17 protein-coding genes and 2 pseudogenes are annotated in these 18,779 nt (G+C 75.4%); 8 read left to right on the top strand and 11 right to left on the bottom strand.

What is annotated here, in order from left to right:
- Positions 1-15 precede the first annotated feature (15 nt).
- Positions 16-864, bottom strand: coding sequence for an acyl-CoA thioesterase (locus tag ACFPZN_RS16170; protein WP_378282784.1), 849 nt, complete (start codon positions 862-864; stop codon positions 16-18).
- A 191-nt stretch (positions 865-1,055) separates the two neighbouring features.
- On the opposite strand from ACFPZN_RS16170, the pseudogene ACFPZN_RS16165 reads away from it, so the two are divergent.
- Positions 1,056-1,709: pseudogene (locus ACFPZN_RS16165) on the top strand (LmbU family transcriptional regulator); the annotation flags it as partial.
- A 309-nt stretch (positions 1,710-2,018) separates the two neighbouring features.
- Here ACFPZN_RS16165 and fabG read toward each other — a convergent pair.
- The 4 genes from fabG to ACFPZN_RS16145 are packed head-to-tail and all read right to left on the bottom strand — an operon-like array spanning position 2,019 to position 5,204.
- Complete coding sequence (gene fabG, locus ACFPZN_RS16160; protein ID WP_378282783.1) at positions 2,019-2,765, bottom strand: 3-oxoacyl-ACP reductase FabG; 747 nt, start codon at positions 2,763-2,765, stop codon at positions 2,019-2,021.
- A complete protein-coding gene (locus tag ACFPZN_RS16155) occupies positions 2,762-3,031 on the bottom strand; it encodes an acyl carrier protein (RefSeq protein ID WP_378282782.1) in 270 nt (89 codons plus the stop codon). The genes fabG and ACFPZN_RS16155 overlap by 4 nt, the downstream gene beginning before the upstream one ends.
- Positions 3,028-4,065 (bottom strand): beta-ketoacyl synthase N-terminal-like domain-containing protein, encoded by a 1,038-nt coding sequence (locus ACFPZN_RS16150; RefSeq protein WP_378282781.1) that lies wholly within the window; start codon positions 4,063-4,065, stop codon positions 3,028-3,030. Before ACFPZN_RS16150 ends, ACFPZN_RS16155 begins: the two co-directional genes overlap by 4 nt.
- Positions 4,065-5,204, bottom strand: coding sequence for a beta-ketoacyl-[acyl-carrier-protein] synthase family protein (locus tag ACFPZN_RS16145; RefSeq protein ID WP_378282780.1), 1,140 nt, complete (start codon positions 5,202-5,204; stop codon positions 4,065-4,067). Before ACFPZN_RS16145 ends, ACFPZN_RS16150 begins: the two co-directional genes overlap by 1 nt.
- A 228-nt stretch (positions 5,205-5,432) precedes the next feature.
- Here ACFPZN_RS16145 and ACFPZN_RS16140 point away from each other — a divergent pair, with 228 nt between their 5' ends.
- From ACFPZN_RS16140 to ACFPZN_RS16110, 7 genes are read left to right on the top strand one after another with little or no spacing between them, the layout of a single operon-like run.
- On the top strand, positions 5,433-6,845 hold the full coding sequence (locus ACFPZN_RS16140) for a 4-hydroxyphenylacetate 3-hydroxylase N-terminal domain-containing protein (RefSeq protein ID WP_378282779.1): 1,413 nt from the start codon (positions 5,433-5,435) through the stop codon (positions 6,843-6,845).
- Positions 6,846-6,892: 47 nt separating this feature from the next.
- A complete protein-coding gene (locus ACFPZN_RS16135; RefSeq protein WP_378282778.1) occupies positions 6,893-7,918 on the top strand; it encodes a methyltransferase domain-containing protein in 1,026 nt (341 codons plus the stop codon).
- Positions 7,915-8,922 (top strand): agmatinase, encoded by a 1,008-nt coding sequence (speB, locus tag ACFPZN_RS16130; RefSeq protein WP_378282777.1) that lies wholly within the window; start codon positions 7,915-7,917, stop codon positions 8,920-8,922. Before ACFPZN_RS16135 ends, speB begins: the two co-directional genes overlap by 4 nt.
- Positions 8,919-10,049, top strand: a complete 1,131-nt coding sequence (locus tag ACFPZN_RS16125) for an aminotransferase class I/II-fold pyridoxal phosphate-dependent enzyme (RefSeq protein ID WP_378282776.1) — start codon at positions 8,919-8,921, stop codon at positions 10,047-10,049. Before speB ends, ACFPZN_RS16125 begins: the two co-directional genes overlap by 4 nt.
- 4 nt (positions 10,050-10,053) lie before the next feature.
- Entirely contained in the window at positions 10,054-11,619 is a 1,566-nt protein-coding gene (locus ACFPZN_RS16120; protein ID WP_378282775.1) for a carbamoyltransferase C-terminal domain-containing protein, read from the top strand.
- Entirely contained in the window at positions 11,606-12,610 is a 1,005-nt protein-coding gene (locus ACFPZN_RS16115; protein ID WP_378282774.1) for an NAD(P)-dependent oxidoreductase, read from the top strand. The genes ACFPZN_RS16120 and ACFPZN_RS16115 overlap by 14 nt, the downstream gene beginning before the upstream one ends.
- Positions 12,595-13,770, top strand: a complete 1,176-nt coding sequence (locus ACFPZN_RS16110) for a nucleotide disphospho-sugar-binding domain-containing protein (protein ID WP_378282773.1) — start codon at positions 12,595-12,597, stop codon at positions 13,768-13,770. Before ACFPZN_RS16115 ends, ACFPZN_RS16110 begins: the two co-directional genes overlap by 16 nt.
- 12 nt (positions 13,771-13,782) lie before the next feature.
- Here the strand turns inward: ACFPZN_RS16110 and ACFPZN_RS16105 are convergent, their stop codons facing one another.
- The 6 genes and pseudogenes from ACFPZN_RS16105 to ACFPZN_RS16080 all read right to left on the bottom strand — a co-directional run.
- Complete coding sequence (locus ACFPZN_RS16105) at positions 13,783-14,838, bottom strand: LLM class F420-dependent oxidoreductase (protein WP_378282772.1); 1,056 nt, start codon at positions 14,836-14,838, stop codon at positions 13,783-13,785.
- Positions 14,835-15,539, bottom strand: a complete 705-nt coding sequence (locus ACFPZN_RS16100; protein WP_378282771.1) for an SDR family NAD(P)-dependent oxidoreductase — start codon at positions 15,537-15,539, stop codon at positions 14,835-14,837. The genes ACFPZN_RS16105 and ACFPZN_RS16100 overlap by 4 nt, the downstream gene beginning before the upstream one ends.
- 28 nt (positions 15,540-15,567) lie before the next feature.
- Complete coding sequence (locus tag ACFPZN_RS16095; protein ID WP_378282770.1) at positions 15,568-16,368, bottom strand: SDR family oxidoreductase; 801 nt, start codon at positions 16,366-16,368, stop codon at positions 15,568-15,570.
- Positions 16,365-17,258: a beta-ketoacyl synthase N-terminal-like domain-containing protein gene (locus tag ACFPZN_RS16090; protein ID WP_378282769.1), complete on the bottom strand. Its 894-nt coding sequence runs from the start codon at positions 17,256-17,258 to the stop codon at positions 16,365-16,367. The genes ACFPZN_RS16095 and ACFPZN_RS16090 overlap by 4 nt, the downstream gene beginning before the upstream one ends.
- Positions 17,255-18,460: a beta-ketoacyl-[acyl-carrier-protein] synthase family protein gene (locus ACFPZN_RS16085; protein ID WP_378282768.1), complete on the bottom strand. Its 1,206-nt coding sequence runs from the start codon at positions 18,458-18,460 to the stop codon at positions 17,255-17,257. The genes ACFPZN_RS16090 and ACFPZN_RS16085 overlap by 4 nt, the downstream gene beginning before the upstream one ends.
- Positions 18,460-18,779: pseudogene (locus tag ACFPZN_RS16080) on the bottom strand (hypothetical protein); the annotation flags it as partial. The pseudogene ACFPZN_RS16080 and the gene ACFPZN_RS16085, both read right to left, overlap by 1 nt.

Below are 18,779 nucleotides of genomic sequence, written 5' to 3'. Positions count from 1 at the left end.
GGCCTCGGGCGGGGATCAGCCTCGCCGCGCGCCGCGCAGCGAGCGGCAGAGCATCTGGACGCGGCTGGAGGCCGCCAGATCCCCGTTCTCGGCCCAGATGGACGTGCGACCGCCGAGCAGGCCGTCGCCGGCGGCGGGGCTCTCGGTGTGGACCAGCAGCCACTCCGACTCCGGCCGGAGGGCGTGGAAGGAGACCGACAGCGAGATCGTGGGGGCGATGTGGGTCAGGGGGCCGGGCTCCAGGGCGATGACGGCCGCCAGGAAGGGGAACACGTCCGCGGCGATCACCGACCGCCCGGCGTCCAGGTAGGGGTCGGGGAAGCACGGCTCGGGGCGGAACCGCAGCCAGGAGGTGCGGATGGACTCCTCTCTCGGGTCTTCCGGCCACATGAGGTGGCGGGTCTGGTCCAGCGGCCGCTCCTCGACGTGGCGCCAGAACGGCTCGCGGTACTGGTGGGCGGGCGGCAGCAGGCGCTCGTAGGACTCGAGCCCCTCGGGGCGCGGTCCCCCGGGCGGGCTGACGCTGCGCGGCGGAAGGCCGTCCAGCCCGGGCTCGACGACCCAGACCAGTGCCTCCAGGATCAACGCGTTCGCCTGGGTCATCGACACGCGGACCGAATGGGCCCGGCCGGAGGCGCGGAGGGTCACGGTCGTCAGCTCGACGCCCCCGGGGGCGGGACTGCGCAGGAAGTGGCACTCCAGGCTCGCGGGGCGCATCCCTGGAACGTGCTCGCCGGCGGCTCTCAGGGCGATGGTCGCCAGATAACCGCCGTTGGGGCCCCAGAGGTCCCACTCGTCGCTCACCTTGGCGTTCCAGTTGCCGGACCCACCGGTCACCTGGGTGTCTCCCGCCAGATCCGCCATCCTCGCACTCCCTGTCCACCGGCTCGGGCGCCATGCGAGCGCCCCGGTGCTCCGCCTGCCGGCCGCCCTCCTGGGCAACCCTCCCCCGCCCGCCGAGCGGGGTGCAAGGAGGGCCGCGCGGTCCTGCCCGCCGGTCCCGCCGACCGCCTCAACTGCGCCGACGCGCGCGTTGACGTCCAGTTGACAGGCCCATGACAGGGACTCCCTATCTTCGGCGTGGGAAATCCCCGTCATGTGCTCCGAGACACCGAGAACTCCGGCCCGGCACCGAACGTGCCGGGCCAGAAATTCGATGGAGGCATCGCAGCATGTCGCTCCCGACGACACGTCCGACGACCGCCGGCCCCGTCCCCCCGGGCCGCCCCCCGTCGGCCCCGGGCAAGATACTGACCACGCGGACGGGCCTGGTCCTGCCGCCGCGGCTGCCCCTTGACGCCTGGAAGGAGATCGGCGCGGAGCTCTCGGTCCTGTGGGACTCCGCGACCTGGTGGCAGGGGGACTGGCTGGTCTACGGCCAGGACCGCTACCCCGACCGCTACCAGTACGCCCTGGAGGACTCCGGACTCGACTACCAGACACTGCGCAACTACGCCTGGGTGGCCCGCAGGTTCCCGCCGGGACGGCGCCGCGCGCGGCTGAGCCTGCAGCACCACGCCGAGGTCGCCTCGCTGTCGGAGGAGGACCAGGACGAGTGGCTGGACCGCGCCGAGCGGGAGGGGTGGTCGCGCAACCGGCTGCGGCGCCACCTGCAGGACCATGAGGCGGGCGGGCGCCGGCTGGGCTCCGGGCCCGACGGCACGCTGGCCCTCAAGGTGCCCTCCGGACGCCACGAACGCTGGCTCCGGGCCGCCGAGCGGCGCGGCAGCGGGCTGACCAGCTGGATCGCGCAGGTGCTCGACCAGGCGGCCGAGCGGACGCTGGAGGCGTCGCGTCCCGTGCCCGGTCCGCGCGCCCTGCACCACCCGGCCGCCGCCGACGGTCCGGCCCGGCACCCCGGCGACCACCGTCCGCCGGACCACCGACCGTCCGACCACCGTGCCCGGATCCCCAGGCACCACCCCGCCGGCGCGGCGTCCGCGGCCAAGGACGCGTCACGGGGGGGGGCCCCGCGGGCCCCGCCCCGGACATTCGCGGTCTTCCGTACCCGGGGCCCTCTAGCCCGAGAGCCCGCCGTCGACGCCGACGACCTGGCCGGTGATGTAGCCCGCGGCACCCGACAGCAGGAAGGCGACCAGATCGGCGACCTCGCGGGGGGAACCGATCCGGCCGAGCCCGACCCGCCCCAGGATGCCCTCGCGGGCCCGCGCGTCCAGATCGCGGGTCATGTCGGTCTCGACGAGCCCGGGGCAGACGACGTTGGCCCGCACGCCCTGCCCGGCGCACCGCCGGGCCAGGGAACGGGTGTACCCGATGATCCCGGCCTTGGCCGCCGCGTAGTTGGCCTGGCCCGCGCTGCCGTACCGCCCGGCGACCGACGACAGCGTCACGATGCTCCCGGAACCCTCCCGGAGCATCCCGCCGACGGCGGCCTGGCACACGTTGACCGTCCCGCCGAGATTGATGTCGACGGCCTCCCGCCACTGCTCCGGCCGCATCCGCGCGAGCAGGGCGTCGCGGGTGACGCCCGCGGAGGTGACCACGGCCGAGGGCGGGCCCAGCCGCTCGGCCGCCCGCTCCACGAACGCGCGGGCCTGCGCGCCGTCGGAGACGTCGGCCCGGACGGCGAGCACGCGGGCGCCGGCGGCGGTGGCGGCCTCGGCGGCCCGCTCGGCGGCGCCGGCGTCGGCGCGGTAGCAGAACGCGACGTCGTAGCCGTCCTCGGCCAGCCGGGTCACCACCGCGCCGCCGATGCCGCGCGACCCGCCCGTCACCAGGGCGACCCGCGCGCCGCCGTCGGTCATCGCGCCGCCGCGAGCTTGTCCGCCAGCAGGGTGCGCACGTGGCTGAAGGTCCGCACGTCGGCGAACTCCTCGTCCTCGACCTGCACGTCGTACCGCTGCTCGACGCGGACCATGATCTCCATGATCATCAGGGAGTCCACGCCGAGCTCCTCGACGAACTCGGCCTTGTCGGTCACGTCGGCGACGGGCAGTTCGAGCGCCTCGGCGACCAGCCCGCGCAGTTCCTCGTCGTCGAGCTGGGCGGTGCTTCCGGTGGGCTGCGTCATGATGGGTCCCTTTCTTCGGTGGTTGCCCGGGCATGGGCACGCCCCGGCTCCGGAGCGGGCGGGGCGAGTAGGGCGAGGCCCGCCGCGTCGGCGCCCTGGGCGCCGCCGCCGCGGGCCAGCGCGCTGCGTGCCGCGCCGCCGTCGACGAGCAGCGCGGCGACCGCGCACTGCAGCACGCCGAGCGCGCCCGCGGACCGGCCGAGCCGGGCCGCGAGATCGATGGTGCGCGCGGCCGCGACCGGCGCCGTGCCGTCGTCCGGCACACCGTCCGGCGGCGCGTCCGGCGGCAGCCACAGGTCGACCGGGCCCTGCCACACCGCGGAGGCGGCCTCCGCCGGCCCGGCTCCGCGCGCGTAGCCGCCCAGGTCGGCGTAGGGGCGGGCGCCCCGCTCCAGTGCGGCGTCCCGGGACTCGACGACCACCGCCACCGCCCCGTCGAAGCGGGGGGCGGAGTCGCCGAGCAGCCGCCTCACCGGGGCGGTGTCCGGCTCCACGCCGATCACCACCGCGGCCTCGGCCCGGCGCATCAGGATCAGGTTGCGCGCCCAGTAGAGGGCGTCGAGCCCGCCGGGCGGGCCGTCGCAGAGCGTCAGGCAGGGCCCGCGCAGGCCGTACCGGATGGTGACCCACGACCCCACCACGTGGCTGGACATCGCGTGCGCGGTCATCGGGCTGAGCGCGGTGGAGGAGCGCTCGTCGATCGTGTCGACCGCGGCGCAGACGTTCTCCAGCGCACCGTAGCCGGTGCTCACGACGGTCGCCACGGAGTCGCCGCCGTGTCCGTCCGCGAGGGCGTCCGCCAGCCCGGCGTCGCGGAGCGCCGGCCCGACCGCGCGGAGCGCGAGCTCGGACGCCCGGTCGCGGTAGCGGGTGCCGCGTTCGTCCTCGGCTCCGGGCCCGCCGGGGCCGGCCCGCAGTTCGGCGGCGGCGGGGATGTCGCCGGCCAGGAGCCCGGTGAGGCCGTCGGCGGCCGGGCCCTCCCCCCACGGCGCGCAGACGCCGATGCCGGTGACCGACACTGTGGGACGGTCCATCAGGGCGTCGCCCCCTCCACCACCGCGACGGCGTTCAGCCCGCCGAACCCGAAGGCGTCCACCTGGACGGTGCGCAGCTCGGCACCGGTGACGCACCCGACGGGGATCCCGAAGCCCGCCGCCTCGTCGATCGGGGACACCAGCCCGGCGATCGGCGGTATCCGGCCCCGTCTGATCGCCAGCAGCGCGGTGACCAGGCTGAGCAGCCCCGACCCGCCGCAGGTGTGGCCGGTCATCGACTTGATGGCGGTGACGTACGGCAGGGCCTCGCGGCCCGCGAAGACCTCGGCGAGCGCGGCCATCTCGGTCACGTCGTTCAGCGGGGTGCCGGTGCCGTGCAGCATGACCAGGTCGATGTCGTCCGCCTTCACGCCCGCCCGGCCGTGGGCGTCGCGGATCACCCGGCCGATGCTCGCCCCGGACGGACGCGTCGCGTGGTGGCCGTCGCAGTTCACGCCCACGCCCCGGACGCGCCCGGCGACGGGGCCGCCGTGACCGTCCGCGGCTCGTACGACGACGGCGACCGCGCCCTCCCCCATCAGCATCCCGCTCCGGTCCCGGTCCAGCGGCCGCAGCGCCTGGGGGGTGCGGTTCTGCACCCGGTCGATCGCCCCGAACGCACTCTCGGGGATGGCGTCGGTCCCCGCCACGACCGCGGTCTCGGCGAGGCCGAGGGCGATGAGGTCGGTCGCCATCGCCAGCCCGTACAGCGAGGCGGCGCACGCGCTGGCGGGCGTGTACGTCACCGAGGCGCCGAACTCCGAGCGCAGCGCCGGTCCGAAGTAGAGCCCGGCCGGCTCGAGCGGCGCCCGCCCCCGCCACCACAGTTCCGCCGAGCGCTGCTCCCGGAACGTGGTGCCCACCAGCACCGGGATCCCGGTGAGGTCGTGGTCCAGGCCGGCGCCGTCGAGCGCCTGCCGGATCGCCGCGCACAGCCACCGGGTCGCCCGGCCGGGCTCGTCCAGGCCGGAGGCCGGGCGGTCGTCGATCTCGTAGGCGCGGGTCGCCCGGAAGCGGCCGCGGTCGAAGGCGCGCAGCTCGGCCAGCCCGCTCCGGCCCGCGCACAGCGCGGCGAATATCTCCTCCGGATCGCCTCCGATACTGCTGACCGCCCCGATTCCTGTGATATCCCAAATCATCGCTTCTCCAGCGCGGCAGAACGCGCATCGAACAATATGCGCGCCGCCGGGCGCGCAAAAGGGATCGGGTCGTCCCGCTGTCTCGCCGGCGGGACGGTCACCCTTCGGTACTCGAGGGAACACCGGTGCCGGGTCCTGCCGCGAGCCTTTCACCGGGGCCGCTTGTTAGCCTGCCACGGCGGCATTTCAGCCGCGGGCGAATCAACGAGAAATGGAGTGTTCCCGATCGTGTCGAGCACAGCCGGGGCGTTCCCTTTCCCGCGTACGGGACGTCAATATCTGAGCGGTCTCGACGACGGGCGCAGGGTCGTGGTCGAGGGCCGTTCCGTCCGGGACGTGGCCACCGACGAGGCCACCGCCGGGATGGCGCGCGAGCTCGCCGGCCTCCTGGACGACGCGGGCGGGGCGGGCGGGGCGGGCGACTGGCTGTCGCGGGCCTACTCGCTGGCCGCGACCGCGGAGGAGGTCGCCGCGCGCGGCCGGGCGTTCGAGGCCGTGGCCCGGCGCAGCGGCGGCCTGCTCGGGCGCAGCCCCGACTTCCTGGCGACCATCGTGACCGCCTGGGCCGGCGCCGCGGACCACTTCGGGCCGTACGCCGGCAACGTGCGGGCCTACTGGGCGGAGAGCCGGGACGCCCGCCGGGTGCTCACCCACGCGATCAGCGACCCGCCGGCGGGGCGTGACGACGGCCTGGCCGGGATCCTGCGGATCGTGCGGGAGGACGCGGACGGCATCGTGGTGCGCGGTACCAAGATGCTGGCCACGCTGGCCCCGTTCGCCGACGAGCTGCTGATCTACCCCTACCGCCCGCTCGGCGAGGACGAGCAGGCCCGCGCCGTCTGCTTCGCGGTGCCGGTGGCCGCGCCGGGGCTGACCCTGTACTGCCGGCCCTCGCTGGCGGGCGGCGGCGGTCCGCTGGCGCGCCGCTACGACGAGATGGACGCGCTGTGCGTGTTCGACGACGTGCGGGTGCCGTGGCCGCGCGTCTTCATCGCCGGTGACCTGGAGACCGCCAACGGGCTGCGCGCGGGCACCGAGATGACGGCCTACGCCTGGCACCAGTCGTCGGTGCGCGCGTTCGTCAAGGCCGAGTTCCTGTGGGCCGTCGCCGATCGGTGCGCGCGGGCGTCCGGCCGGCACGGGACACCGCCCGCCCGGTCCGCGCTGGGCGAGCTGGCCGGGATCGCCGAGACGCTGCGCTCCCTGGTGACCGCCGCGGAGGCGGGGTCGCGGAAGGGCGCGAACGGCCACCGGATCTGCGATCTGACGCCGCTCGCCTGCGCGGCGATGCTCAATTCGCGGCTTTATCCGCGCGCGGTGGAGATCGTGCAGACCATCGGTTCCAGCGGGCTGGTGATGCATCCCTCGCCGGGCGACGACGCGCCCTCCTCGGAGGCGCGCGAATTCTACGCCGAGTATTTCTCCCGGGAAACGGTCGGCGCGGCCGAGCACGGCCGGCTGCTGCGCATCGCCGCCGACCTCGCACTCGACCGGTTCGGCGCCCGGCAGGCATTGTACGAACGGGTGTTCGTCGGGCCGCCGGACGTGTTCGCCGGGAAGTTCCTCGACATCTACGGCGCCGCGCGAGGCCCGGACTCCGCCGGTCGCGGACCGCTGGCGGCGGGAGGCGGCGAGCCGTAGCGACCATCCCCACCGCACGACCATCCCCACCGCAAAGGAGACGGCCCATGCCGATCCAGGAGAGGGTCCTGACCGACTGCCTGGAGCCCTTCAAGGGCTTCGTGCTCAGCTCCATGATCTTCGCCATGCACCGGCACGGGCTGGACGAGGACTTCGAGCGCGGCACCACGCTGGAGGAACTGGTGGCCTCGCGGGGCGGTCTGGACCGCGCGCGCACCGCGGCCCTCGTCGACTACCTCGCCGCCGCGCAGGTGATCGCGCGCGATCCCGGCGGGCGGCTGACGCTCACCCCGCTCGGGCGCCGCTTCGGGGAGGCGCGGCCCTGGTACGAGATGATGATCGGCGGCTACGGGATCACGTTCCTGGAGCTGGGCGAGCATCTGGGCCAGGGCTCCCCGCCGGCTCCCCGGGTCGGCCGCTTCGTGGGGAGCGGGAGCTGCGGCATCAGCATGCACGACTCGATCCCGCTGGTCCGCAAGCTGCTCGCCACCACCGGCCGGGACTACCGGATGCTGGTGGACCTGGGCTGCGGCAGCGGCGTCTACCTCACCGAGCTGTGCCGCGACCACCCGCGGATGCGCGCCGTCGGGATCGAGCCGGACGCGGCGGCGGTGGAGGCCGCGCGCGAGTGGGTCGCCACGCAGCCCACCGCCGACCGGGTGCGGGTCGAGCAGGCCGGGGCGCTGGAGTGGCTGGCCTCCGGTGCGGAACGGCCGGACCTGGCGGTCCTCGCCTTCGTGATCCACGAGGTCCTGGGCCAGGAGGGCGAGGAGGGCGTGCGGCGGCTGCTCACCGAGCTGTTCGAGGCCGCGCCCGATCTGGACCTGGTGATCGTCGACATCGATCTCCAGTCGTCCGACGAGGCGGCGATGAAGCACCCGCTGGCACAGAACTACTACAACGCCTACTACCTGATGCACCCCTTCACCCGGCAGCGGCTGGAGACGCGCGCGTGGTGGGAGGCGCTGTTCGCCGACTGCGGGCTGGAGATCGCCGCGTCCTCGCTCACCGATCCGGCGATGGACTCCACCGGCATGGAAGTCGGCTGGCTGCTGCGGCGGCGCGCGTCATGAGCACCGGTGCCCCGGACGGGCACTACCGGCCCGTCGACAGCATGCGGCGCCCGCGGTTCGCCTCCGGGCCCCGGACGTTCATGCGGCTCCCCCACGTCCAGGACCCGCTGACGGCCACCGGCCGCATAGACGTCGCCGTGGTGGGCGTCCCCACCGACTCGGCGGTCGGCTACCGCTCCGGGGCGCGTTTCGGCCCCGAGGCGATCCGGTCGGCCAGCATCCTGCTGCGCGACCACAATCCGGAGACGGGCGTCGACGTCACCCGGCTGTCGATGGTCGACGCGGGGGACGCGCCGGTGGTCCCCGGCTACCACGACCTCACCCTCGAGCGGCTGGAGGCGCACCTGCTGCCGTTCTACGAGCGCGGCGTCCTCCCGCTGCTCCTCGGCGGCGACCACAGCCTGGTCATGGCCGAGATGCGCGCCATGGCCAGGGTGCACGGGCCCGTCTCGGTGGTGCACTTCGACGCGCACGGCGACGTCCTCGACGACTACTACGGGGTCAAGCACTTCCACGGCACCATGTTCCGCCGGGCCGTGGAGGAGGGCGTCGTGGACGCCTCGCGCAGCATCCAGGCGGGGATGCGCGGCTCGGTGCATCCCGAGGACGTCGGATCGGCCGAGGCCCTCGGCTACGAGGTGATCCGGTGGCGCGAGCTCGCCCGCCTGGACCCCGAGGAGTTCGGCCGGCGGGTGCGGGCCCGGGTGGGCGACCGTCCCGTGATGGTGTCGTTCGACATCGACTTCGTCGACCCCGCGTACGCGCCCGGCACCGGCACGCCCGAGGTGGGCGGCCCCAGCAGTGACCGCACTCTGGAGCTGCTGCGCGCGCTCGGCCCGCTGGACTACCGGGGCATCGACATCGTCGAGGTCGCGCCGCCCTACGACCACGCGGACATCACCAGCCACCTGGCGAGCGTGGTCGCCTTCGAGCTGCTCGGCCAGGTCGCGGCGGTCCGCCGCCCCGAGGCGGCCGTGCCGGCGCGGCCGGGGTCGCTCTCATGACGGCGGGCAAGCTGACCACCCTGGAGAACCGGGCCATCGCGCACGGCCTCAACGTCTCCGACGGGCATCCGCGGATGCCGCTGACCCGCGGCCAGCGGGCGATCGTCGCCGAGCTCGGCGACCTGTTCGACGAGGCGGCCAAGCGCCCGTTCCACGAGATCGAGCAGGAGGCCCAGCGCGCGTTCCTGCACGGCCTCGGCCAGCACGGCGCGCCCGTGGGCGGGGAGCGGCTGCTGAGCTGCTACTCCTCCTCGGTGGCGATGGACATCGTGGCGCGGACGCTGGCGGAGCGGACCGGCTCGGTGGCGCTGATCCACCCCACCTTCGACAACATCCCCGACCTGCTGCTGGCCCGCGGGCTGGACCTGGTCCCGGTGGCCGAGCGGCGCTTCGAGGAGGGGCTGGCCGACCTGCCGCCCGAGGTCGGCGCGGTGTTCGTCACCACGCCGAACAACCCCACCGGGTGGGTGCTCGGCTCCGGGCCCCTGGAGCGGCTCGCCTCCTGGTGCGCCGAGACGGGGCGGATCCTGGCGATGGACACCTGCTTCCGCGGCCAGGACGTCCGGGCCCAGTACGACACCTACCGGATCCTGGACGACAGCGGCGCCGAATGGGTCGTGATCGAGGACACCGGCAAGCTGTGGCCGATGCTGGAGCTCAAGGCCGGGTTCCTGGCCTGGGGCGAGCGGACCGAGCTGGAGATCGCCGAGGCATTCGACGACGTGCTGCTCTCGGTCTCCCCGCTGGTGCTGCTGCTCATCACGCGGCTGGCGCGGGACGCGTCCGACGGCGGCTACGCCGAGCTGGCCCGGCTGCTGGAGGGCAACCGCCGGGCGCTCGGCGAGATCACCGGCCCGGCCGGCCTGGTGATGAAGGAGCCCGACTCCCGGATCAGCGTGGCGCAGCTGGAGCTGCCCGAGTCCTGCGGCACCGCGACCGAGTTCTACATCCGGCTACTGGAACACAACGTGCACGTCCTGCCGTGCGAGGCGTTCCACTGGGCCCGCAACAGCGACGGCGGCCGCGACGTACGGGTCGCCCTCGCGCGGGCGCCCGAGGAGGTCCGGGCCGCCGCGACCGCGCTGGCCGAGGTGAGCGCCCGCACGCGCGCGGACGAGCGGAGGTGAGGACATGCTCGTCATAGCCTTCAAGCCCGGGCACGACGGGGCGGTCGCCGCGGTCGGCGACGGCCGCCTGGTGATGTCGCTGGAGTCGGAGAAGGACTCCTTCGCCCGCTTCTCCACCCTGACCCCGGTCACGCTGCTGGAACTGGCCGACCATCTCGGCGAGCTGCCCGACGTCGTCGCGATCGGCGGCTGGAACTCCAAGGTCGACGCGGGCCGCTCGGCCCTGCACGTGCGGGGGAGCTTCGGCGCCGGCTACTTCGGGACCGACGCGGTCGTCGCCAGGGACAGCTCGTTCTTCGGCAAGCCGGTCCGCTACTTCTCCTCCTCGCACGAGCGGTCGCACATCTACGGCGCGATCGGGATGGCCCCGCGCGGCGAGCACCCGCTCCAGGCGGTGCTGGTCTGGGAGGGCATCACGGGGTCCTTCTACCTGGTGGACGACCGCCACCGCGTCGTGCGGACCGTCCCCGTGCTGGCCCAGCCGGGCGCCCGGTTCGCCGCCCTGTTCGGGATCTGCGACCCCACGTTCACGGGCGGGTTCGTCCGGCTGAACGACAGCGGGAAGCTGATGGCGCTGGCGGCGTTCGGCGATCCCGGCAGCGACGACCCGGAGGTGGCGCAGGTCGTCGAGCGGCTCCTCAAGCTCGACAATCTCTTCCCCGTCCCGAAGGCCGAGTTCCGAGACTCCCCGCTGTACGACTGCGGCGTGGAGTCCGAACTGGCGAAGACGGCCGCGGCGGTGCTGACCGACCGGCTGTTCCGCGTGTTCGCCGACGCCGCCGTCAAGCACCTGCCGGAGGGGATCCCGCTGCGGATCTCCGGCGGGTGCGGGCTCAACTGCGACTGGAACGCGGCGTGGCGCGCCCTCGGCCATTTCTCCGAGGTGTTCGTGCCGCCGTGCACCAACGACTCCGGTTCCGCGCTCGGCACGGCCATCGACGCCTATGCCGCCGCCACCGGCGACCCGTACATCGACTGGGACGTGTACGGGGGCCTGGAGTTCGTGCGGGACACCGCGCCCGACCCCGCCCGGTGGCGGCACCGCCCCCTGGACGAGGACGCCCTCGCCGCCGAGATCGCCCGGGGCACGGTGGTGGCCTGGGTGCAGGGCCGGTGGGAGATCGGGCCCCGGGCGCTCGGCAACCGGTCGCTGCTGGCCGAGCCGTTCCGCCGGGAGACGCACGACCTGCTGAACGACATCAAGCAGCGCGAGCCGTACCGGCCGATCGCGCCGTGCGCCCGGGTGGAGGACCTGGGGGACGCCTTCCAGGAGGACTTCGAGGACCCGCACATGCTCTACTTCCGGCGGGTCAGGGACCGGCGACTCAAGGCGGTCACGCACGTGGACGGCTCGGCGCGGGTGCAGACGGTCTCCGCCCAGGGCAACCCGGCCCAGCACGCGCTGCTGTCGGCGTTCGCGCGGCGCACCGGGACGGGCGTGCTGTGCAACACCAGCCTCAACTTCAACGGCCACGGGTTCATCAACCGGATGTCCCACCTGGTGGAGTACTGCGAGTCGCGGGGCATCACGCACATGGTCGTCGGGCGGGACTGGTATGCCGCCACCTGAGGTCGCGCTGCGCACCGCGCTGCCCCGGCATCTGGCCGGGGAGGCGCGGGCGCGGCTCGCCGCGGAGCTGGGCCCCGGCGGCCCGGTGCCGCGGGACTGGCGGGACGGGCCGCGGCGGGGCGACGTCCTGCTGGTGGCGGCGCACGAGATGGGCAACGGCGGGCTGCCGGGCGACCTGGCGGCCGTGCTCGGGGCCGCGGACTGGTCCTGGGTGCATCTCACCTCGGCGGGCGCGGACTTCGCGGACCTGCCGCGCTGGCCCGCCGACCGGCTGCTCACCCGCAGCTGGCGGTGTTACGCGGCACCGCTGGCCGAGTACGCGCTCGGGGCGATGCTCCTGCACCAGTGGCGGGACGGGTCGCCCTGGGACGGCCGGGAGGTGGCCGCGGACGCCGGGCTGTGGGACGCCCGCGTGGGGGTCGCCGGCTACGGCGAGACGGGCCGCCGGGTGGCCGAGGTGGCGGCGGCGCTGGGCGCCTCCGTCCTGGTGCTCAGCCGGACCCCGCGTCCGCCGTCCGGGAGGATCGAGCACACGACGTCGCCCACCGCGGTCCTGGACGCCGACCACGCGGTCGTGGCGCTGCCGCTGAACACCGGGACCCGCGGCCTGTTCGGCCCGGAGGTCCTGGCGCGGGCGCGGCACGGGCTGCACCTGGTCAACATCAGCCGCGCGCAGATCGTGTGCCAGCGGACGCTGGCGCGGCTGTGCGCGGAGGGCCGGATGCACGCGACGCTCGACGTCACCGATCCCGAGCCGCTCCCACCCGGCCACGCGCTGCGCTCCCTCCCCGGGGTGCGCCTGTCGCCGCACGTGGCCTGGCGCAGCCGGCGCAGCGACGCCGCGTTCACCGAGGACTTCGGCGCGCTCTGGCGGGGGCTGCGGGAACGCGGGACGCCGCCCGCGGAGGCGGTCGCGGCGGGAACGGACGAGCGGGCCCGTGCGGCGGTCCGCGCCTTCGGACAGCGAGGAGAGGCATGCGCGTACTGCTGATCACGACCCCGGTCACGACCCACCTGACCCCGATCTTCCCGACCGCCTGGGCGTTGAAGAGCGCCGGGCACCGGGTGCTGGCGGCCGGGCATCCGGACGTGGTCGTGGTGGCGGAGCGGGCCGGGCTGCCGACCTGGCCGGTGGGCGCGCCCTTCTACATCCGGGAGCAGATGGCCGGGCACCTGGTGGACGGGCGCCGACCCATCGAGCTCGGCGTCTACCGCGACGTCAACGGCAACTGGGACGCGCTCAACAAGATCTGGGTGGACGACGCGCGCGCCATGGTGCGGCAGTACCTGGAGCTGGCGCGGGCCTGGGACCCCGACCTGATCATCACCGATCCGCTGGAGTTCAGCGGGCGGATGATCGGGGCGCTGCTGGAGGTGCCCGTCGTCCACCACCGCTGGGGCGTGGACGTGTTCACCGAGCAGGCCGACGGGCTGGCCCGGCGCGCGCTGCCGATGACGATGGCCGACCTGGGGGCGGACGACCTGCCCGGCCCGGTGCTGACCCTGGACCCGACCCCGCCGTCGCTCCAGATCGAGGGCGCCCCGCCGGCGCGGGCGATCAGGCATGTGCACGCCAACGGCTCGGGGCCCCTGCCCGCCTGGGCGCTGCGTCCGCCGGAGCGGCGCCGCGTGTGCCTGAGCTTCGGCAGGCTCACCACGAGCCTGAACGGCCTCCCGCTGGTCCGCCGGGTCGTCGACGCGGTGGCGGGCCTCCCCGACGTGGAGGCGATCCTGACGCTGGAGCCCGAGTTCCAGGAGGCGCTGGGGCCGGTGCCGTCCCAGGTCCGGGTGGTCGCGCCCGTCCCGCTGGAGCTGTTCCTGGGCACCTGCGACGCCATCGTGCACCACGGCGGCTCCACCACGTGCATGACGGCCGCCGAGATCGGGGTCCCGCAACTGGTCCTCCCCGGGTGGGGCGACACCTTCGCGCTCGGTGAGCGGCTCACGGCCGTGGGCGCGGGACGCAGCATCGGCCGGGTCGTCGGCCAGGGCAACATCAGGGCGATCGGGGAGGCGATCCGCGCCCTCCTCGACGACCCCGCCCACCGGACGGCGGCGCGGCGGCTCGCGGAGGAGGTCGCGGCGCTGCCTACGCCGGCGCAGATCGTGCCCGAGCTGGAGAAGCTGGCCCGCCCTCGCCGGGGAGTCTGAGGGGTCGCCCCCTCAGAGTGTTACTACCGCCGCGTGCGCGTGCGCGTCCGCCAGGACGCGCTGCGCCGCGGCGTCGCCCTCCGCGGTCCCCGTCAGGGGCATGGCGCACAGCGTGGTGACGCCGCAGGCGGCGTACTCCCGCAGCCGGGCCGCGAGGCGGTCGGCGGGCCCGAGCAGCGACGTGCGGTCGAGGAAGCCCTGCGGGACGGCGTCCGCCGCCGCCCTGGTCCGCCCCGCCAGGTAGAGGTCCTGGACGCGGCGGGCCTCTTCCCCGTAGCCCATGCGGGCGGCGAGGCCGGTGTAGAAGTTCTGCCCCCGGGTCCCCATGCCGCCGAGGTAGAGCGCGGTGAAGGCGCGGACGTGGCGCCCGCACGCCTCGGCGTCGTCGCCGACCGCGAGCGGCACGGTGGCCGCCACGTCGAACCCGTCCATGCCGAGCCCGGCCCTGCGCCGTCCCGCGCGGATCGGCGCGAGCTGCTTCCCGGCGGTCGCGGGGTCGAGGAACAGGGCCAGCCAGCCGTCGCCGATCTCCCCGGTGAGTTCCAGGTTCCGCGGGCCCAGCGCCGCCAGGTAGACGGGGACCCTCGCGCGCGGCGGGCGGATCCCGAGCCGCAGCGGGCGGCCGGGCCCGTCGGGCAGCGGAAGGGTGTGGTGCCGCCCGGCGTACTCGACGGGACCGCGCGCCAGCGCCATCCGGACGATCTCGACGTACTCGCGGGTGCGTCCGAGGGGGTCGGTGAAGCGGCTCCCGTGCCAGCCCTCGGACACCTGGCCGCCGGACACGCCCAGCCCGAGCCGGAACCGGCCGGCCGACAGCGTGTCGAGGGTCGCGGCGGTCATCGCGGTCATCGCGGGGCTGCGGGCGGGGATCTGCATCACGCCCGCGCCGAGGTCCATCCGGGTCGTGCGCGCGGCGAGCCAGGCCAGCAGCGACACCGCGTCCGATCCGGTCGCCTCCCCGGCCCAGCCGACCGAGTAGCCGAGCCGTTCGGCCTCCTCCGCGACGAGGAGGACGTCCTCGGGGCGCCGTCCGGGCCGCAGGTACCCGAGGTTGACCCCCAGCCTCACGCGGCCGGCTCCGCGCCCGCGCGCAGGACCTGGCCGGTGAGCGAGGCGGCCTGGTCCGAGACGAGGAAGGCCACCACGTCGGCGACCTGTGCCGTCTCGGGGGCGCCGGCCGCGGCGGGGGCGGCGGCGACCGCGTTGGCGGTGACGCCGTACCCGGCGTACTCCTTGGCGACCGAGCGGACGAAGCCCACGACGCCCGCCGCCGCGGCCGACTCCAGCGGCCGGTCGGGGTCGCCGTCCAGGCCCGCGGCGGACGTCACCGCGATCACGCGCCCGCCGCGGCGCCGCACGAACGAGAAGATCACCGTGCGGACGGCGTGGTAGGCGCCGTCCATGCCTCCCGTCGCGGCCGCCCAGACCTCCGTGCCCGGCCCGGACACGGCGTCGGCCGCCTCCGCCGGGCCGGCCGTCGCGGGGCCCTCGGTCACGCGGTCGACGGCGCAGGCGACCACCGCGGCCAGCGGCCCGATCTCCTCCTCCGCCTCGCGGACCATCGCGCGCAGCTCCGGCTCGTCGTCGGCGGCCAGCTCGCGGGCCAGCACCGCCCCGCCGCCGGCGGCCGCCATCGCCGCCATCTCGGCCACGGCCTCCGCGGCACCGCCGCGGTGGGCGAAGACCACCTCGTGGCCCGCCGCGACCAGGCGCGGCACGACCGCGCCGCCGACGCCGGCGGGGTCGCCGGTGACCAGTACAAGGGGCATGTCCCTTCTCCCTCCAGGGCGGCGCCGCTCAGGCGACGACCAGTTCGCCGCCGTCGACGCCGATGACGTTGCCGGTGATCCACGACGAGTCGGACGACGACAGCAGCACGACCGCCTCCCCCACGTCGGAGGTCTCGGTCAGGCGGCCGTGCGGGTTCCGCTCCCGGCACCGCTCGGCGTACTCGGCACTGCCGGGGATCTTGTCGAGCGCGGCGGTGAGCGTGGTGCCGGCCCGCAGCGCGTTCACCGCGACCCCGGCGGGCGCCAGCTCCACCGCGAGCTGCCGCACGTGCGACTCCAGGGCGGACTTGGCGGCCGACACCGCCCCGTAGCTGGGCACCACGTTGACGCTGCCCGCGCTGGTGAGCCCGTAGACCTTCGCCCCTCTCGGCAGCAGGCCCGCCGCGTGCAGGTCCTGGACCCAGTAGACGAGGCTGTGCGCCATCACGTCCACGGTCATCGCCATCTGCCGGTCGGTGATCGCCTTGGCCGCGCCCTCGGCCGGCAGGAACGGTACGAGCGACCCGAAGGCGACCGAGTGCACCAGCACCCGGACGCCCGCGCCGCCGGTGCGCTCGGCGATCTCGGCCACCACGGCCTCCCGGGTGGACGGCGCGGCGATGTTGAGGTTGAGGAAGTGCGCCTCGACGCCCGACTCCCGCAGCTCGTCCGCCAGCTTGGCGGCCTGCTCGCGGCCGGCGGCCCGGTCGAAGTGCACGCCGATGACGTTGCCGCCCTCGGCGGCGAGGGCGCGCGCGATCGCCGCGCCCATCCCGCCCGAGACGCCCAGCACCAGCGACCATGAACCCCGCAGGGAGACCAGTGTCACTGCCCGTTCCTTTCCGTCGGCGGACTCACCCGGCAGAGGGTGACGTTTCCCTCGGCGGCGGCCGTCAGGACCACCCCCGCGTCGCCGAGCGTCCGCGCCACCCGCTCGACGGGCGTCAGGCAGCCGGCGGGCGCGCTGACGATCGCCACCCCCGGCACCCGCTCCTTCAACCAGTCCGCGACGCGCTCGCCGACGGGCGAGTCGTCCAGCACCGCCTCCACGGGCAGCCGGCTCCCATCCCCGCCGACCGAGGCCCACATGCGCTCCAGCACGGGGGCGGCCGGACGGTCCGGCCCCACGAACCCGGCGGCGGTCTCGCAGTAGCCGCGCACCACGGCGCCGTCCGGGACGCGGGCGGCGTCCTCGCACACCAGCGTCACCGCGCCCTCGTCGGAGTGCTCGTGGCCGGGCTCCTCGGGCGGGAGCAGGTCCTCGGTCGCGCCCGCGAGCAGGATCCCGGCGCGCCCGGCAGCCAGCGCCCGCGCCCCGGTGCGCAGGGCGTCCAGGCCCGCGGTCCGCGGCGAGGTCAGCGTCATGCTGAAGGCGCGCACCCCCAGCTCGATCGCCAGCCGCCCGGCGGGCAGGCTGACCACGAAGAACGGCGCGGCCAGCGGGCTGATGCGCGCGGCGTCGGTCTCGATGATCGTCCGGTTCATCGCGTGCAGCATGGCGGTGCAGGCGTTGTTGGTGCCGATCGCGGCGGCGCGGCCGGCGTCCGGCAGGCCGCCCCGGTCCTCGACGGCCCGGTTCGCCGCCGCCAGCAGGTACTGGACCGCCCGGGGCAGCCGCCCGTACCCCCGTCCGGGCAGTTCGGCGGTGACGTCGAACCAGCCGCTCTCGTCACCGGGCGGCAGCACGCGCCCCACACCGGTCACCGCGAGCCGGGTCATCGGGCACCTCCCGCTCCGGAGCCCCTGGTGAGGACGAGGGAGGCGTTGGTGCCCCCGAACGCGTAGGCGTTGACCATCACGGCGCGCCCTTCGACGGCCGCGGGCGCGCCCTTGGGCAGGAGCACCTCGCACTCGGGGTCCTGGTCCACGGGCGGGTCCGCGGCCGGGACGAGACCGTCCCGCAGCGCCAGCACCCCCGCCATCACGGCGAACGCGCCGGCCGCGCCCCCGGTGTGCCCGATCATCCCCTTGAGGTTGAGCAGCGGCAGCCGGTCGCAGTGGTCGCCGAACACCGCGCGCAGCGCGCGGCTCTCGATGACGTCGTTCAGCGGGGTGCCGGTGCCGTGCGGGATCAGCGCCGCGATCTCACCGGGCGCCAGGCCCGCCGAGCCGAGCGCGCGCCGCATCGTGTCGACGATCTCCCGGCCGCCCGGCTCGGGCGCGGTGATGTGGTGGGCGTCGCAGCTCCACTCGGCGGCGGCGAGCACGGCGCGGACGGGCGCGGCCCGCCGTGCGGCGTGCTCGGCGGACTCCAGCACGACCATCGCCGCGCCGTCGCCGAAGACGGTGCCCGCCCGGTCCCGGTCGAAGGGGCGGCAGCGCACCGGGTCCATCGCCCGCATCCGGTTGAAGGCGCCCAGCGCCGCCCGCGACCCGCCGTCGGCGCCGCCCGCCACCGCGACCTCCACCTCCCCGGCGCGGATCATGTCGGCCGCCACCGAGAGCGCGTAGCCGCTGGCGGCGCAGGCGTTGCCCACGCTGAGGCTCTCCCCGGCCGAGCCCACCGCGGCGCTGACGGCCGCGGTGGTGACGGTCATCGACCGCCACCGCGTCCCGTCGGGGCCCTGGCCGGGACGGTCGCCCTCGTGCATCTCGGCGTTGCCCATCTCGACCCCGACCACCACGGCGGCCCGCTCCAGGGCGGCGGCGTCCAGTCCCGCGTCCGCCACCGCCTCCCGTGCCGCCGCCGCCCCCATGCGGGGCCCGGCGCCCAGGGGCGCGTGCGCGACGGCCACCGGCTCCCGCGGCACGGCCTCCTCCGGCACGAGGTACTTGTGCGGCGACTTCATGTGCGCCAGCGGGTCGGGGACCCGCGCCGGGTCACCGCCGCCGGCCAGCAGCCCGTCCCAGAACCGGGGGACGCCGCGGCCCAGGCAGCAGATCGCCCCCAGCCCGGTGATCACCACGTCACGGCCGTCCATCACACCTCCGCAGGGGTCAGCGCCAGTGCCGCGGCCGCGTCGTCGCGTTCGGCACCGCCGCAGGTGGCGAGCAGGGTCCCTGCCTCGCCGCGGTCGAAGAGCGCCACCGCGGCCAGGCACTGCAGCACGCCGAGGGCGCCCGAGCAGCGGCCGAGCCGGGCGGGGATGTCCAGCACCGGGACGCCTTCCAGGACCGCGGTTCCGCGCGCGCCCTCGGCGGCGAGCAGCATCCCGACGGGCCCGCGGGCGCCCGCCCGCACCCCCGCCGGCAGGTCCGGAGCCCGCCCGAAGGCGTCCGGCGCGGCACGCGGCGGGACGC

It is taken from the genome of Actinomadura rugatobispora (genome assembly GCF_042656285.1).
Taxonomy (GTDB): Bacteria; Actinomycetota; Actinomycetes; order Streptosporangiales; family Streptosporangiaceae; genus Spirillospora; species Spirillospora rugatobispora.
Note: the sequence above shows the minus strand (reverse complement) of the source record. Positions and strands in the feature narration are given on the sequence as shown.

Coding starts and splice junctions, on each gene's coding strand:
- speB (WP_378282777.1), top strand. CDS start 7,915: ATGAGCACCGGTGCCCCGGACGGGCACTACCGGCCCGTCGACAGCATG.
- ACFPZN_RS16090 (WP_378282769.1), bottom strand. CDS start 17,258: ATGACCCGGCTCGCGGTGACCGGTGTGGGGCGCGTGCTGCCGCCCGGT.
- ACFPZN_RS16100 (WP_378282771.1), bottom strand. CDS start 15,539: ATGCCCCTTGTACTGGTCACCGGCGACCCCGCCGGCGTCGGCGGCGCG.
- ACFPZN_RS16110 (WP_378282773.1), top strand. CDS start 12,595: ATGCGCGTACTGCTGATCACGACCCCGGTCACGACCCACCTGACCCCG.
- ACFPZN_RS16170 (WP_378282784.1), bottom strand. CDS start 864: ATGGCGGATCTGGCGGGAGACACCCAGGTGACCGGTGGGTCCGGCAAC.
- ACFPZN_RS16155 (WP_378282782.1), bottom strand. CDS start 3,031: ATGACGCAGCCCACCGGAAGCACCGCCCAGCTCGACGACGAGGAACTG.
- ACFPZN_RS16115 (WP_378282774.1), top strand. CDS start 11,606: ATGCCGCCACCTGAGGTCGCGCTGCGCACCGCGCTGCCCCGGCATCTG.
- ACFPZN_RS16085 (WP_378282768.1), bottom strand. CDS start 18,460: ATGGACGGCCGTGACGTGGTGATCACCGGGCTGGGGGCGATCTGCTGC.
- ACFPZN_RS16145 (WP_378282780.1), bottom strand. CDS start 5,204: ATGATTTGGGATATCACAGGAATCGGGGCGGTCAGCAGTATCGGAGGC.
- ACFPZN_RS16125 (WP_378282776.1), top strand. CDS start 8,919: ATGACGGCGGGCAAGCTGACCACCCTGGAGAACCGGGCCATCGCGCAC.
- ACFPZN_RS16135 (WP_378282778.1), top strand. CDS start 6,893: ATGCCGATCCAGGAGAGGGTCCTGACCGACTGCCTGGAGCCCTTCAAG.
- fabG (WP_378282783.1), bottom strand. CDS start 2,765: ATGACCGACGGCGGCGCGCGGGTCGCCCTGGTGACGGGCGGGTCGCGC.
- ACFPZN_RS16120 (WP_378282775.1), top strand. CDS start 10,054: ATGCTCGTCATAGCCTTCAAGCCCGGGCACGACGGGGCGGTCGCCGCG.
- ACFPZN_RS16150 (WP_378282781.1), bottom strand. CDS start 4,065: ATGGACCGTCCCACAGTGTCGGTCACCGGCATCGGCGTCTGCGCGCCG.